The organism is Saccharothrix sp. ST-888, from assembly GCF_000955975.1.
In the GTDB taxonomy this organism is placed as follows: Bacteria; Actinomycetota; Actinomycetes; order Streptomycetales; family Streptomycetaceae; genus Kitasatospora.
On record NZ_JYJF01000031.1, the window covers coordinates 32973 to 47894 of the forward strand.

The 14922-nt window shown below is 71.8% G+C and carries 12 protein-coding genes and 3 pseudogenes; 10 read left to right on the forward strand and 5 right to left on the reverse strand.

Features of this window, described 5'->3' with window-relative positions; genetic code table 11:
• Positions 1-348 precede the first annotated feature (348 nt).
• Positions 349-462, forward strand: a pseudogene (locus tag UK12_RS45015) (WGR domain-containing protein); the annotation flags it as partial.
• Between the two features lie 34 nt (positions 463-496).
• On the opposite strand, the pseudogene UK12_RS39655 reads toward UK12_RS45015, so the two are convergent.
• Together UK12_RS39655 and UK12_RS13080 are read right to left on the reverse strand one after the other, a co-directional pair.
• A pseudogene (locus UK12_RS39655) lies at positions 497-616 on the reverse strand (family 1 glycosylhydrolase); the annotation flags it as partial.
• 599 nt (positions 617-1215) lie between these two features.
• Positions 1216-1911 carry a GntR family transcriptional regulator gene (locus tag UK12_RS13080; protein ID WP_045303077.1) on the reverse strand — a complete coding sequence of 232 codons (696 nt, stop codon included), beginning with the start codon at positions 1909-1911 and terminating at the stop codon, positions 1216-1218.
• A 93-nt stretch (positions 1912-2004) separates the two neighbouring features.
• Here UK12_RS13080 and UK12_RS13085 point away from each other — a divergent pair, with 93 nt between their 5' ends.
• The 9 genes from UK12_RS13085 to UK12_RS45020 all read left to right on the forward strand — a co-directional run bounded on the left by UK12_RS13085 (position 2005) and on the right by UK12_RS45020 (position 12607).
• Positions 2005-3456, forward strand: coding sequence for an MmgE/PrpD family protein (locus tag UK12_RS13085; protein WP_045303078.1), 1452 nt, complete (start codon positions 2005-2007; stop codon positions 3454-3456).
• 19 nt (positions 3457-3475) lie between these two features.
• The gene (locus tag UK12_RS13090) at positions 3476-4360 is read left to right on the forward strand and encodes an isocitrate lyase/PEP mutase family protein (RefSeq protein ID WP_045303079.1); all 885 of its coding nucleotides are present in this window, start codon (positions 3476-3478) and stop codon (positions 4358-4360) included.
• An 88-nt stretch (positions 4361-4448) separates the two neighbouring features.
• A complete protein-coding gene (locus UK12_RS13095; RefSeq protein ID WP_231591181.1) occupies positions 4449-5696 on the forward strand; it encodes a 3-isopropylmalate dehydratase large subunit in 1248 nt (415 codons plus the stop codon).
• Complete coding sequence (locus UK12_RS13100; protein WP_045303081.1) at positions 5696-6214, forward strand: LeuD/DmdB family oxidoreductase small subunit; 519 nt, start codon at positions 5696-5698, stop codon at positions 6212-6214. The genes UK12_RS13095 and UK12_RS13100 overlap by 1 nt, the downstream gene beginning before the upstream one ends.
• Positions 6207-6902: an MBL fold metallo-hydrolase gene (locus UK12_RS13105; RefSeq protein ID WP_052681846.1), complete on the forward strand. Its 696-nt coding sequence runs from the start codon at positions 6207-6209 to the stop codon at positions 6900-6902. Before UK12_RS13100 ends, UK12_RS13105 begins: the two co-directional genes overlap by 8 nt.
• 257 nt (positions 6903-7159) lie before the next feature.
• Entirely contained in the window at positions 7160-7690 is a 531-nt protein-coding gene (locus tag UK12_RS13110) for an MFS transporter (RefSeq protein WP_045303082.1), read from the forward strand.
• Between the two features lie 239 nt (positions 7691-7929).
• Positions 7930-9318 carry an SWIM zinc finger family protein gene (locus tag UK12_RS13115; protein WP_045303083.1) on the forward strand — a complete coding sequence of 463 codons (1389 nt, stop codon included), beginning with the start codon at positions 7930-7932 and terminating at the stop codon, positions 9316-9318.
• Entirely contained in the window at positions 9315-11930 is a 2616-nt protein-coding gene (locus UK12_RS13120; protein WP_045303084.1) for a DUF6493 family protein, read from the forward strand. Before UK12_RS13115 ends, UK12_RS13120 begins: the two co-directional genes overlap by 4 nt.
• A gap of 455 nt (positions 11931-12385) precedes the next feature.
• Positions 12386-12607, forward strand: a complete 222-nt coding sequence (locus UK12_RS45020; protein ID WP_197084809.1) for a HEAT repeat domain-containing protein — start codon at positions 12386-12388, stop codon at positions 12605-12607.
• Positions 12608-12769: 162 nt separating this feature from the next.
• Here UK12_RS45020 and UK12_RS45025 read toward each other — a convergent pair.
• The 3 genes and pseudogenes from UK12_RS45025 to UK12_RS13135 all read right to left on the reverse strand — a co-directional run.
• A pseudogene (locus UK12_RS45025) lies at positions 12770-13003 on the reverse strand (family 1 glycosylhydrolase); the annotation flags it as partial.
• A gap of 308 nt (positions 13004-13311) precedes the next feature.
• Positions 13312-14349, reverse strand: coding sequence for an SMI1/KNR4 family protein (locus UK12_RS13130; protein ID WP_063838250.1), 1038 nt, complete (start codon positions 14347-14349; stop codon positions 13312-13314).
• A gap of 132 nt (positions 14350-14481) precedes the next feature.
• Positions 14482-14892 (reverse strand): hypothetical protein, encoded by a 411-nt coding sequence (locus UK12_RS13135; protein ID WP_052681847.1) that lies wholly within the window; start codon positions 14890-14892, stop codon positions 14482-14484.
• Positions 14893-14922: the final 30 nt, after the last annotated feature.

Consider the following 14922-nt stretch of genomic DNA (forward strand, 5'->3'; position numbering starts at 1 on the left):
GCCGGGCGCAGCCCTCGCAGGGGTGCCACTCGAGCGCATCCACCACGACCCTCTCGTACGCCTCGACTTCGCCCCCTGAGCACATCCGCGGCTCGGGGACTCCGCCTCGCCTTCTGACGCATCATGGTCGAACGCCAGGGCGCGGTCACAGCACCGTGGCGCAGCCGGGCACTGCCGTGTATCGCGAGGGTGGGGTACCGCGTGCACTCTCCGTTCACGGCAAGGGCGGTGACCGGGGTCGAGCGCGCGCCGACTACGGCATGGAGGAGGAGCTGTGCGGCGCTGGGAGCTCGTCGGTGACGGTACTGCGAAGTTCTGGGAGGCGGCGTCGAGGGCGCGTCGGCGCGAGTGCACTACGGCCGGATCGGTACCGAGGGCCGCGTCCGGGTGAAGGAGCTTGACTCCGTCGACGCGGCGGAGGCGCACTGCGGCAAGCTGGTGGCGGAGAAGCAGCGCAAGGGGTGCACCGAGATCGAGGCCGCGGCCGGCGTCCGACCTACCTCGTGTGCCGCGCCCGGTGGGCGGCGATCAGGTCGCGGTACCAGGCGTACGACGCCTTCGGGGTGCGCCGCTGCGTCGCGAAGTCGACGTGGACCAGGCCGAAACGCTGACCGAACCCTTCAGCCCGTCGAACACCCTGTCATCTTATTCGCCTGCCGGACTCATGCCGCACGGGCGGACCGCAGCGAGCCGCAGGCGGGGGGCCGGCGACCGGCACGACCAGGCGGGGTGAGTCAGCAGACGCGCCGAGGTGTTCTCCAAGCGGGCGTCCCCGGGTTCGGCGGCTCCCGTGCACGCCCCGTCCTTTTCCCACGGGACACCGCTGCCCGGACCGTGCCGGTACTCGGGCTCCTCCGTGATGGCCTGGACGGCACTCCACCCGACACGGAGCCGGGATCCGTCCACCGGTGCACCAGCAGTTCGGTATCCCCGGGCCCCCACACGTCCGCGAGGTAGTCCGTGAACGTCTCGTGCGCGGGGCGCACGAGCGGCCCCTGTCGATGATGCCCCGAGCCTTCCCCGTGGCCCAGTGGGACACCTGGATGACCGCTTCGCACGGCTCGAGCTCGGCGCGCCCCTACAACCCGTGCCACCGCGCCGGGGCCCTCGGCCGCAGACCGCCCCGGTTGGCCGGCCGGCCGCAACCAGCTCACGCCGCTCGACGACGCGAAGCCGCGGTGAAGCCCTACTGCCCGGCCCGCCGTGGTCGGCCGCTCAGCCCGTGGTGTCCGAGCCCGCCGGCAGGAGGCGGTGGAAGTCGCCCTGACCACTGTCGCGGTGGCCTGCCATCAGCCGCAGGGCTTCGTCGGCGTTCCCCGACTCGAGCGCGGCGAGGATCTCGCCGTGTTCGTGGACGATCTCGTCCGCGCGGGCACGGTCGCCGTCGGCAGCGGTCCGCCGGTAGGCGAGCGCACGGTGGGGTTCCAACGCCTCCCACAGCTGGCGGACGAAGCGCAGCAGCCACTGATTGTCACAACGGTCGAGCAGGGCGAAGTGAAAGGCCTTGTTCGCGACGATCGCGGCATGGGCATCGGCGCTGTCGGTTGCCCGCGCCTGCGCTTCCAGCGCCTCGCGCATGGCGGCGAGGTCTTCGGGCCTCACCCTGGCCACGGCCCTCGCCTCGGCCTCGGTCTCCAGCAGCTCCCTCAGGCGGAAGATGTCGTCGACGCTCTCCGGTCGCAGCTCGGCGACGGTGTAGCCGCGCTGTGCCTGGTAGTCGACGATGCCCTCGCCGGCGAGGGTCTTCAGTGCCTCGCGGACGGGGATGACGCTCAGGCCGAGCTGCTCCGCGGCGGCGCTCTGCCGGATGGGGGCGCCGGGGGGCAGGTCACCACGGATGATCGCGTCGCGTAGTTCCGTGAGCGCGACGGCCTCGGCGGTACGGGGAAGAGAAGTGCGTCTGAGAGCCACACGCTCACCCTACCCGGCGACAAGTGCAAACATAGATGTTATAAATTCGAATGTAGCTCTATTTGGGCTGCCCATCGACCCAGGAGTCGCACCATGTCCGAGTCCCCGCCCTCACCCCCACGGGCGAAAGAACCCACCGCCGCTCAGGGGCCCACCGGTCGGCTGGCCACCTGGCTGAGCGGTGCCGGCACCCGGGAGATCCCCGCGCACGTCCGCACACGGGCCGCGCATCTGGTCCTCGACGGCATCGGCTGCGCGCTCATCGGCGCGCAGCTGCCGTGGTCGCGCACCGCGGTCCAGGCGGTCCTGGCGATGGAGGGAGCCGGCGATGCGCCGCTGATCGGCTGGGGCCGCACCACCAGCGCTCCGGCCGCGGCCGTCCTCAACGGGACTTTCATCCAGGGCTTCGAACTCGACGACTACTTCCCGTCGGCGCCGTTGCACAGCGCTTCCCTCGTACTGCCGGCGCTCCTGTCGACGGCCTCGCAGATCGGGCCGGTCTCCGGGAAACGCTTCCTGCGGGCTGCAATCGCCGGTTTCGAGGTCGGCCCTCGCGTGGGCCTGGCCCTCAACGGGCCCGAGATGCTGGTCCGCGGCTGGCACTCCGGCTCCGTCTTCGGCACTCACGCGGCGGCCGCCGCCGCGGGTGTGCTGCGGGGTCTGGACGCGGCCGCGTTCGAGGACGCGCTCGGCCTGGCCGCCACTCAGTCCGCGGGGCTGATGGCCGCCCAGTACGAGGCGATGTCCAAGCGGATGCACCACGGTTTCGCCGCCCGTAACGGCTTCTACGCCGCTGGTCTCGCTGCCGCCGGATACACCGGCATCAAGCGGGTCTTCGAGCGCCCCTTCGGCGGGTTCCTGTCCACCTTCGGTGAGGGCCACGCCCCTGACGCCTCCCGGATCGTGGACGGCCTGGGCGAGTGGTGGAACACCGAAGCCATCACCATCAAGATCCACGCCGCGATGGGCGGGCTGCATCCGGCCATCGACGCCACCTGCCTCCTGGCCGACGAGCATTCCTTCACCGCCAACGACGTCGCGGCCATCCGGATCCAGGTTCCCGCCGCCGTCCACCACCACGGCTGGTGGCAGCCCGAGCGGCCCCTGACGGCGATCGGCGCGCAGATGAACATCGCCTACGCCGTCGCCGTCGCCCTGCTGGACGGCACGGTGGGCCCGGCGCAGTTCACCGACGAGCGGATCGACGCGGACGACGTGTGGGCGCTGATCGCCCGCACCACGGTCGAACAGGTCGACCTCCAGCAGGATCCCGCCTGGGACCAGCCCGGCTACAACACCCGCGTCACGTTCCGGCTCCACGACGGACGAACCGTGACCCACGCACTCAACCAGCCGCACGGCGGCCCGGACGACCCGCTGACCGACGACGAGATCGTCGCCAAATTCCGCGGCCTGTCCGCCCACGTCATCGACCCGGACCGGGCCCAGCAGATCGAACGCCGTGTCCTCGCCCTGGAATCCGAGCGCGACCTGAGCCCGCTCATCGACCTGCTCGCCGCTCCCGTCCGCGGCGCCCTGGACTAAACCCGAAACCGAGGCAGCCATGACCATCACCCTCACCCCGGGCGCGCGCCTGCGCCGACTGCTGGCCGACGACGGCCTGATCACCGCGCCCGGCGTCTACGACGGGCTCGGCGCCCACCTTGTCGCGCGCTGCGGCTTCACCGCCGCCTACCTGACCGGCGCTGGCGTGGCCGTCGCCGGGTTCGGCCTGCCCGACATCGGCCTGCTCACCGCCACCGAGATGACCGAGCGCGCCCGCGTCGTCGCGGAATCCCTCGGGGAGGTCCCGCTGATCGCGGACGCCGACACCGGGTACGGCGAGCCCATGAACGTGGTCCGCACCGTACGCGCCTACGAGCACGCCGGAGTGGCCGCGATCCAGCTGGAGGACCAGGCGTTCCCGAAGAAGTGCGGCCACCTGCCGGACAAGGAACTGGTCACGGCCGACGAGTTCGAGGCCAAACTCCGCGCCGCCCTGGACGCGCGCACCGACCCCGACACGGTGATCGTCGCCCGCACCGACGCGCGCGGCCCGCTGGGGATCGACGAGGCGATCGACCGGGCCAACCGCTACGCCGCGGCCGGCGCAGACGTCATCTTCGTCGAGGCCCCGCAGAGCCCGGAGGAGATCGAGCGGATCGCCACCCGGGTCGACGCACCCCTGTTGATCAACATGGTGCAGGGCGGGCTCACCCCCGACACCGCCGCCGAAAAACTGGCCGCACTGGGCTTCCGCATCGCGATCCACCCCGGCGCGCTGCTGGGACCGGTCGTCCTGGCCGGCTTCGACTCCCTCCAGCGCCTCGGCGGGACCCTGCCCACGGACCTCACGCCCGGCCCGCAGGGCCTGTTCGAGCTGGTCGGGCTGCGTGAGTGGTCCGCCGTCGGCGACCGCTACCGCACCGCCGCACCGCACCCGGCCTGACCTCGCGACCGGCCCCGGCCTCACGACCCGACCCATCCGACCGGCTGAACGCCGGCCCCGAACGATGAAGGTGGAATGCCCGATGGGCATGACCATGATTGAGAAGATCCTGGCCCGCAAGGCCAGCCAGGAGCAGGTGGCGGCAGGTCAGACCGTCGTCTGTGACGTCGACATGACCGTGATGATCGACTTGCAGTTCGCCACCATGTGGGTGCCGCCGCTGCGGATCAACGACCCCGACAAGGTCGCCGTCGTCATGGACCACGCGGTCCCCGCCCCCTCGGTGGGCGACGCCCTCGGCGGCACCCGCGCCCGCGCGTTCGCCCGCGACTTCGCCATCACCAAGTTCTACGACGTCGGCCGGCACGGCATCTGCCACCAGGTCATCGCCGAGAACGGCCTGGCCCGTCCCGGCGAGATCCTCGCCTGCACCGACTCCCACACCTGCGCCGCCGGCGCGTACAACACCGCCGCCCGCGGCCTCGGCCCCGCCGAGGTCTACTCGATCCTTTGCACCGGCCAGACCTGGTTCCAGGTCGCCCCCACCCTGCGCTACGAGTTCACCGGCGCCAAGCCCGCCGCCGTCTCCGGCAAGGACATCTTCCTGCACATCGCCGGGACCTGGGGCGACGCCACCAACCACAACCTGGAGTTCGGCGGAGCCGGCCTCGCCTCCATCCCCATGAACGACCGGCGCACCATCGCCACTCAGGGCGCCGAGATATCCGCCGACTATTCGACCTTCCCCATCGACGGCCTCGCCCGGGACTTCCTCGCCGAACGCGGCGCCACCCCCGACTCCTACCGGGCGGCCGACCCCGACCCGGACGCCGCCTACGCCGCCGTGCGCACCGTCGACCTGTCCTCGCTGGAGCCGTACGTCGCCCGGCCCGGCACCGTGAGCAACAACTCCCTTCCGGTGTCCGCGATCGAGAAGCGACCGGTCAACCAGTGCTTCATCGGCTCCTGCGCCAACGGGCAGCTGGAGGACATCGCGATCGCCGCCGCCATCGTCAAGGGCCGCAGGGTCGCCCCGGGCGTGCGGCTGCTGGTCACCCCCGCCTCGCAGGCCGTGTACCGGGAGGCGATGCGCGCGGGCTACCTGCAGGACCTGGCCGACGCCGGCGCGGTGGTCACCAACTCCACCTGCGGCGCCTGCTTCGGCTACCACATGGGCCTGCTCGCCCCCGGCGAGGTCTGCCTGACCTCTTCCACCCGCAACTTCACCGGCCGCATGGGCAGCCCCGAGGCGGAGATCTACATGGCCTCCCCGGCCACCGTCGCCGCCTCCGCCCTGACCGGCTACGTCACCGACCCGCGAGGGGAACTGAACTGATGGACACGCAGATCTCGGGCCACGTCTGGGTGGTGGGCGACTCGGTCACCACCGACGCCATGTACCCGGCCTTCGCCATGAGGCTGTCGATCCCCGAGGCCGCCCGGCACATCTTCTACGAGCTGCGCCCCGGCTGGGCGGACCAGGTCCACAAGGGCGACATCGTGGTCGCCGGGCGCAACTTCGGCCTCGGCTCCTCCCGGCCCGTCGCCGCGCTCTTCCGCGAGCTCGGCATCGCCGCGGTGGTCGCCGAGGAGTTCAACTCCCTCTTCCTGCGCAACTGCATCAACCACGGCCTGCCCGCTCTCACCGTTCCGGGCGTGCACGCCGCGTTCGCCGACGGCGACGGTGCCGCCCTCGACTTCGCCGAAGGCTGGATCGAGAACACCGTCACCCGGGTGCGCCTGACCGGCGGCGCCCTTCCGCCGCTGGTCCTGGACATCCTCGCCGCCGGCGGCATCCTCCCCAAGCTCGCCCGCGAAGGCTACGTCCCCCTCCCCAAGGCCTCCCATGTCTGATCAACTCGCCCCCGGGATCGTCCGCATCCCCACGACCCGCCGCGACAACGCCTTCCTCGTCGACGCCGAGGACGGCCTCACCCTCGTCGACGTAGGCTGGGCCAACGCACCCCGCGCCATCCTCCGGACCATCGCCGAACTGGGCCGCAAGCCGTCCGACATCAAGCGCGTCGTGATCACGCACGCCCACCCCGACCACGTCCAAGGTGCCTACGACCTACGGGAGCTGACCGGGGCACCGTTCCTCATCCACGAGGCCGAACGCTCCTGGCTGGAGAACGGCCGCGTGCCCGGCTCCGGGCGTTCCGGCGCCGCCGGACGGCTCCTCGACCGACTGCCCAAACTGCACTGGCGCCCGCTCTCGGCCGATCAGAGCCTCGTCGACGGCGACCTCGTGGAGGCGAGCGGCCTGCGCGTCATCCATACCCCCGGCCACTCCCCCGGCCACGTCGTCCTTCTGCACGAACCCAGCAGGACGCTCCTCACCGGCGACGCGGTGTTCCACCGCGGCGAACTCGGCCTCGGCCCCGCCGCACTCGCGGCCGACCCCGCTCTGAGGACCGGCAGCCTGGCCCGGATCCCCCGCGATCTCAGGGCCGTCGGCTTCGCCCACGGCGCAGCCCTCACCGGCCGTGGTGTCGACGACTTCCGCCAGTGGCTCGACGCTCTGGAGGCCCACCGACCGTGAACCGGACGCCCGCCGCAACGGGATGAAGCCCGCAGCCGGCACCGCACGCGCCGCACACACCGCGGGAACCGGCTGCGGGCGGCCACATATTCGTCAGCCCGGCCACCACCACATGCCACAGCAGCAGTTCGGCGCACCGGCCCACCCGCTTCCACCAACCGCACCAGCCGTTGCCGCCTCCGCTGCGCACCTCACACCAGGCGCCGCCACCCGCGCCCGTACGCCCCCACCGGAGCCGCACAGAAAGCAGCATCGCCATGGCCGCCGATATCGCCAGACGCACTGACGCGTCCCCCGTCCAGCTATCGCAGATCGCCCGACGCCTGGACGACCTGCCCGTCGGCCGTTGGCACCGGCACATCGTCGCGCTCGTCGGGCTGGGCTCCTTCTTCAACTTCTTCGAAGTCGCTCTCGGCACCCTGCTCATCCCCCTGGTGCCCGCCGCGTGGACCGGCACCACCACCGACAAGTCCCTGCTCATCGGCGCCCCCTTCACGGGAGAGATGCCCGGCGCCTTCGCCTTGGCGAAGGCCTCCGACCGGTTCGGCCGCCGGCGCATGTTCCAGACCAACCTCATCGCCTACGCCGCCCTCGCCATCGCCTGCGCCACCGCCCAGTCCGGCGGCGCCCTGATCGCCATGCGCTTCCTGGTCGGCATCGGCCTGGGCGCCGAACTCATCCTGGTCGACACCTACTTGACCGAGCATGCCGGCCGCCCGCCTATCACGACCGACTCGCCGTACTCCTGTCCGACCACGCGCCCGGCGTCGATGCCACAGTATTTCTGAACTACCTGTACCAATAACCTCGTTGGTCTCTCACCCGACGTGCCACGGCCTCCGGTTCTCCGGGGGAGCGTTCGCCGGGGACCGCCGCAAGGTCGCCCGCTGCCCGAGGATGACTCGCCGTTCGCCTGCTCATGGTCGCAGCTGCGCGGTGCTCGACGGTGTGACCGGGGTTCCGTCGGGATGGTGGAACGAGTTCCGGAAATCCGGGCTTGTCAGTGCAAGACTCTAGCGTCCTCGGTATGACGCAAGCCGTACAGACGTACGCCTACCTCCGCTCCTCCGCCGTGCGCGAGAGCAGCGCAGGGCCCAGCCTCGCCCTGGAGACCTCGGGTGGTGCGACCCCGACCGGAGCAGCCGCCAACCCACGCTTCTTCAGCGGCTTCCTGACTGCCCCGGCGCCCGCCGCAGCTGCCCTGCTCGCGGTCGCCGACGTCGCCGCCACCCGGTACTACCAGCCCCTGCGGCCCGCCGCGCTCGACCCGGTGGTCACGGCCAACGGCGACCGGCTGCGCTTTGAGTCCTTCTCCGGCTGCTGCGGCGTCTACGCCCGCCTCGACGTGCTCGCCGACGGGCTGGACGGCGACGAAATCGGCCACGGCACCACCAACGTGGACGTCAACCACCCGCTTCGTGAGGCGCTCACCCTGATCGGCGCCGCCGACCCGTTGCATCTGGCCGTCGGCCCGGACGCACTGGAGGTCACCACCCTCGGCGGTCCGTTGGTCGAGAAGAAGGTCCCGCTGCCGGACCGCTGGCTGCGCGGCTTCGCCGAAACCCAGGTGCTGGCGGCAGGATTCGACCTGCGCGCCGAGGTGCCGGCCGCCGAGGCCGTCCGTTTCCTGCGCTCGCTGCCGCGTGGCACCGCCCGCTCCGGGGCCCGAACCACGCAGTGGGTGGTCGCCGCGGGCCGTACGCTGCGCCCGACCAGCAGGCCCGTCCCCGGCGCGGTCTGTCTGCCCGGCCCCGAGCGGCTGGCCTCCCTGCAACGGGTGCTGCGATACGCACTGGCCCTGCGCGTGTACGGGCCGCCCGCCGGCCCGTCGCCCGCGGCTGGCGCCTGGGAGGTGGTGCTGCCGGGCATGCGGCTGACGCTCACGCTGTCGCCGGACGCCTCGCGCGGCTTCTCCGGCGAGGGTGGCGTGCTCGGCGCGCTCGTCGCCGAAGACGCGGCCGCCGACGCTGAGCTGGTCTCGGTGCTGCTGGCCTGGGAGCCCCGGATCGACCTGGCCGAACTCGCCGAGCAGGCAGGCCTGTCGATCGCCCGGGTCCGCGCCGCGCTGACCAGGCTCGGGACGGCCGGGCAGATCGGCTACGACACGGCCGAGGCCGCGTACTTCCACCGGCAGCTCCCGTACGACTCCGGCCGCGCCGAGACGCAGAACCCGCGCCTGCGGGCCGCCCGCGCGCTGGTCGCGGCGGGCGCGGTGCGGCTGGAGCCGGGCGGCGCGCTGGTGACGGTGGACGACCACGTGCAGCGGGTGCGGGCGGGGGCGGACGGGCGGCTGAGCTGCACCTGCCTGTGGTGGGCCAAGTACCGGGGCGGGCGCGGGCCGTGCAAGCATGCGCTCGCGGTGAGCCTGGTCGAGGACGCGACGGTCGAGGGCGCGACGGTGGAGGGGAAGCGATGAAGCTGATCGAACTGGTACGGGCGGGGGACGCCGACGCCGTGGCCGCCGAGCTGGCCGAGCTGACCCCCGCTCAGCGCCGCGCCTGCCTGCCGGAGCTGAAGGCGTTCCGCAAGGAGATCCGCGAGGACTGGTGGCGGAAGCCCGACATCACGCAGGCCTTGCTGATCGCGGGGGCCGGCTGCCACACCGCCGCCGCGGCGGCGGCCGGCTGGCTGGGCGGCGCGGAGTTCAGCCGTGGCAGCGGTTGGCGCCACCCCGCCCTGCTGGCGGTCGTCGAGAGCCAGCCGCCGGAGTGGCGGACGGCCGTGGTCGCCAGGCTGGCCGAGCGCCGGACGGCTGCCTGGTGGTCCGACGAGTACCAGTTCCTGGAGCACTTGGTGCTGACCACCGGCTGCCCGGTGCCGACCTCGGAGGGTTTCGTCACGCACTGGCTCACCGACCGGGGCTGGCAGCGCGACCGGGCCCCGCACCTGACCGGCGGCGTAGCCGGCTCCACCCTGTGGCAGCGGCTGTCAGCCGACCCGTTCGTTCCGCTGCTGGTACCCCGCCTGTTCGAGATCGACGAGATCGGCGCCGAGCTCGACCGCCCGTGGCACGAACAGCAGGACGGCGGCGGCTGGGCGCAGTGTCTGGCGCGCCTCGCCGAGCAGGGCGTACTGGACCGGGACGAGATGATCGACCGCTGCCTGGCCCGTCTGCTGCGCGGTGGCCGGGCGAGCGATCAGCGCGGCTTCCTGACACTTCTCCAGGCCTTCGCGCCGACGGCCCAGGAGAACGCGGCGCGGGTTAGGAGCTACCTCGCGCTGCTCGACGCGCTGTCCACCGTCGCGGTGCACGCCCAGCAGGTGCTGGCCCACCTCGACGAGGCGGGCCTGCTGGCGCCCGGCCTGCTCGGCGAGGCCTCGGCGACGGTCCTCTTCCGCACCGAGAAGAAGCTCGTCCGCACCCAGCTCAGCTGGCTGGACAAGGCGGCGCGACGGGATCCGGCGCGGTCCGGCGAGGTGGTGCTCGCGGCGGCGGACGCCTTCGGCCACCCCGATCCCGATGTGCAGGACCGCGCACTGAAGGTGATCGCCCGTCACCTCGAGGCGGCGGGCGAGGAGGTGCTCCCGCAGCTACGGGCAGCCTCCGATGTGCTCAACCCGGCCCACACCGCACGGGCCGGGGAACTCTTCGGCGTCGAACTCCAGGCGCTCGCCGAGGCGTACGAGGAGCTGCTGCCGCCCGTGCCGCAGGCCGTGCCGCTGCCCGGTCCGCTGGACAGCCCGGCGGAGGTGGCCGAGGAGATCGGCGCGATCCTCGCGGGCGACGCGGACGTGACCGCCTTCGAACGCGCCCTCGACGGCCTGGTGCGGCACGCGTACCGTGACCGCCCGGCGCTCGTCAAGGCGTTGGAGCCGGTGCTGCGGGTCCACCTGTGGAGCGGCACACGCTGGGCGGACTGTTCGCCGCCCGACATCCTGCACGTCGCCATGGTGGCTGCCCGCCGGACGACCCCCGAACTCCTGCGCAGCATCCACCGCGCCACGGACTTCGGCGACCTGCTCGCGAGCCGCCTGGAGGAGGCGGCCCGACAGCTCCGGCCCGGCCGGACGCCGTTCCTGCTCGCCACGCCGACCTCGGCCGGCGGCTCCCTGGACGCGGCGGCGCTGGTCGAGCGGCTCGCCGCCTATGAGGCGGTCGGCGCGGAGGCCGGGCCGGCCGACCTCTCGCAGGCCCTGCTCCGCGTCGTACCGACCGACGACACCGAGGTACTGGCGGCGGCGGAGCGCCTCACCTCGGACGCCGGGCAGCGCGTGGCGCGCTGGCTCAGGTCGGGCGGGCTGCCCGCGCAGCCGTCCACCCGGGTGCGTTTCGTACCGGGTGAAGACCGCGGGTTGGACCGGTGGGAGGCGTACACCGTGCAGGACGCCGTGCTGACCGTGGTCGAGCAGCCCGGCGTGGAGCTGGACGAACCGCTGGCGGCCGACGCCGCGAAACTGCTCGGGCCGCTGGTCCACTCGGGCAGGCGAACGGTCCGGTACTGGCGCTCCTCGCCGTCCCGGCACTGGCTCGCGGCACTGCCCAACCACCGTGAGGAGCTGGCTGCCCGGCTGCTCGACGCCTTCGCCAACGTGGAGGCCAGGGGCGCGGCGGAGCTGCTCCCCTACCTCGCCGAGGCCGACGGTCCGGCCGGTCCGGCCGTCCACCTGGCGGTCGCCTACGGGCTGGGGGCCCGGCTGCCCGAGGACCGCGCCGCCGCCGTGGACGCCCTGCTGATGCTCGCGGTCCGGGGCGACCTGGACAGCACCCTGCTCGGGCGGGAGTTGGCGGAGCTGGTGCTGATCGGCGCGGTGAAGACCAACCGCCTCACCGAGTCCGCGCGCGCTGCCGCCGGGACGGGCGCGTACGGCACGGTCTGGTCGGTGCTGGCGGGGGCGTTGCCTCAGTTGCTCACGGCCAAGCCCGTGCGGGGTGCGGGCGAGCTGCTCGCGGTGGCCGCCGACTGCGCGCGGCGCAGTGGCGCGCGGGGGCCGATCGCCGAGGTGTCGACGGCTGCCCGGCGTGGCGGGGCAAGCCGGCTGGTGAAGGAGACGAGGGCACTGCAGGAGGTGCTGGCGGCGGGCGCGTGAGACTCCGCCGGTAGGCGACCGGTCGGCCACTGGATGCCGAGGTCGCGGCGGGATCGGGCAGGTCGGGTTGAGCTGCCCCGGTGGCTGTTCAGGGCCGATGGACCGAGATGCACCGGCCACGGTTGGCAGGGTGATGGGGATCGGCTCGCAAGCAGACCTGGCGGTGCCCGCACAGGACGCGACGACGAATGGCCCGGGCTGGGCGCTGCGTTCAGCGGTGGCAGCGGACGTCGAGATGATCGCGGACTTGCGGGCCACGGTCAGTGTGTACGGTCCGCGGTGCGCCCGTCCCATCGAGGCAACGCTCCGGCCAGGCGGCGTGCCCGGCCAGAGCGTTCAGGCCAGGCGGCGTGCCCGGCCGGAGCGTTCAGGCCAGGCGGCGTGCCCGGCCGGAGCGTTCAGACCGGCCGACGGCCGTCGCGCTTCAGCTCGCGGTCGCGCACTTCGTTCTCCTCGTGCCAGTCCTGGATGCGGCGCGGGGTGATGCTCACCCGGCCCTCCAGCGCGCACTCGTCCACCCGGACAGGGCCGTCCGTGCGCGTGCCGCCATCGCCCTGGGCCGGTGCCATGCCCACGCCGCTCGGGACCGTCTGGCGGAGCTCGCCCGGGATGACCGCGCTCCAGATGTCCGGCGAGCCGCCGCCACCGCTCTGCGGTTCCTCGGCCACGACTCGTAGATCGAACACCAGAATGAGCGGGGTGATCGGCAACCGCCGACCCCGGGGGACGACCATGGTGGTACACGCACGGCCGATCGCAGTCAGCCGGAGGAAGTGAGTGCGAGTCAGATGGCCGCCATCTCCGCCCTGGTCCAGCTCGGGACACCCGTGCCGGAGTTCTCACTGCTGCGGCCCACTGTCAGCGCAGTGCAGTGCCGTTACCGCCTTGAATGCGGACTCAGGCAACCAATTCACCGGACTGACTGGTTGCCGCCCTTGGGCTGCTCCGCCAACTACCGGTCTCTGCCTTGCATGGTGAGAGGTGATCAGATCACTGTACCAGCCGTACGACGCCTTAGGCGTCCGCCGCTGCGTCTCGAAGCCGACGTGGACGAGCCCGAAGCGCTGATGGTAGCCCTCGGCCCGTCGAACGCCCTGTCATCCTATTCGACTGCCCGACTCAGGTCGCGCTGGCGGACCTCAGCAAAGAATTGTCGATTCCTGCGGATCAGTTGAGGTTGTTCACACTGCGAGGGTCGCGGGTCGTTCGACGAGTTTCGCCGCGTTCGAGATGGCTACGGCCAAGACGAGGGCGACGAGGCGGGGTGCGTTCACTCGGCATCGGACCTGGGCGGACTCGACGAGCTTGAAACCATCGCCAGGGCGGCAACTCGGGAACTCGGGAACCCTGGAGGGGTACGCTGTCGCCCTGGCGAGTACGGCTATCCGCGCGCCCCTGCCACGGTGGTGAGTTCGTCGAGCAGCGCGGCGATGGCGACGTCGGTGAACCGGTAGCCGTCGGAGGTCTCGGCGATGTGGCCCGAGGCGATGCGGGAGTTCCACCACTCTTCGAGGCAGGCGGGGGCGTATCCGCCGGTGCGGAAGCCGTACGGCTCGGATGCGGGGCCGAAGCCGGCGATCATGAGCTCGTAGTTCGGCAGCGTGTAGGACCGCTCGGTCTGCGGAGGTGTCCTGAGGTACCGCTCGAAGGAGTCGACCTGGTTGAAGCTGGTGAACAGCCAGAACAGGTAGTCGTACATCAGCATGGAGCGCGCGTCGGCGTGCAGGACGAAGAACCCCTTGTCGCGCACGACGGCCTCCGCGAGCGCCCGCATCCGCCGGTCCGCGTCGGGCAGAACGTCCGCGACCTCACGGAAAGCACGCAGCAGGACCGGGGAGAAGCTGCCGTCGCCCACCTTGGCGAGCTCGGCGAGCCGATCCTGCTCCGAGGTGTCGTAGACGGACTCGTCGACCAGGCCCGTGACGAACGCCTCGAAGTTCTCCGCGACCAACGTGATCGCGAAGTCATGCTCCTGGGCGACGTGCACCACGGTCGGCTCGCCGCGCATCCCGCACGCGCGGTAGTCGAGGGCGAGCATGTCATGGCCGGCCGAGGGTGTGTCGGCGAAGTAGACACCGATATCGGGGTACTCCCACATGTCGATCCAGAACAGGCTGCCGAACTCGCCACCCAGCGACTGCGGCCGGGTCCGCCCGACGCCCCGGATACCGGTGATCTCGATGTAGTCGTCGGCCCAGGACGTCGCCTCTGGCATGGGGAAGCAGGCCCGGGTCGGAGTGCCACCGTTGTGCGCGGTCATCAGCGCGATGTAGGAGTCGGGCAGCCGGTATCCGCCGAGCTCATCCTCCAACGACTCGATCAACTCCCGCGAGGGCAGCGCCTCCTCCACGTACTCCTCCAGCGCGTACGCCGAGTCGTCCCAGAACCCGGCGACGTCGAAGCCCTCGAAGTGTCCCACTGCGCCCTCCCGCACCTGCTCGTCCGGCGATTGTACGTTTCGCGCCCAGACGAGAGCGCGGTTGAGCTCGTCACGAATGAGTGACTGATCACTCCATGGGAGAGCCGCTGGGCGGCGGCTGGTCGCTGGGTACTATCCGGAGCGCTCGTGACTTCCTGGGACTTCGACGACGCGGAGTTGATTGCCGGTGCGCGTCAGGATCCGGCCGAGCATGTTCTTGCCGGTACCGGTCCCGCCGCAACAGTTTGGCCGGGCACGGCCCAGCTCGGCGGCAGGCAACGGCGTGCGGGCCCTACGGATGAGATCGGCATGGCGGGTGCCGATGAACTTCTGGGCCAGGAAGCAGTGCTCCGAGGTTGGCCATAGGTGCCCGTCGAGCTCCAGGCTGTGCGCGGAGAAGTCGGAGAAGCAGCCGTACGGGACGTCGTCGGCACGGAGCGCGGCCAGTACTTCGCGTTCGTCCAGCTTGGGGTCGCCCAGTGTCCACAGGATCGCCAAGGCCGACTGCTCGGCCGGGCTCAGGTCGAGTTCGAAGGCCTCCACCTCCTGCAGGGACTCTTATGGATCCTCGCG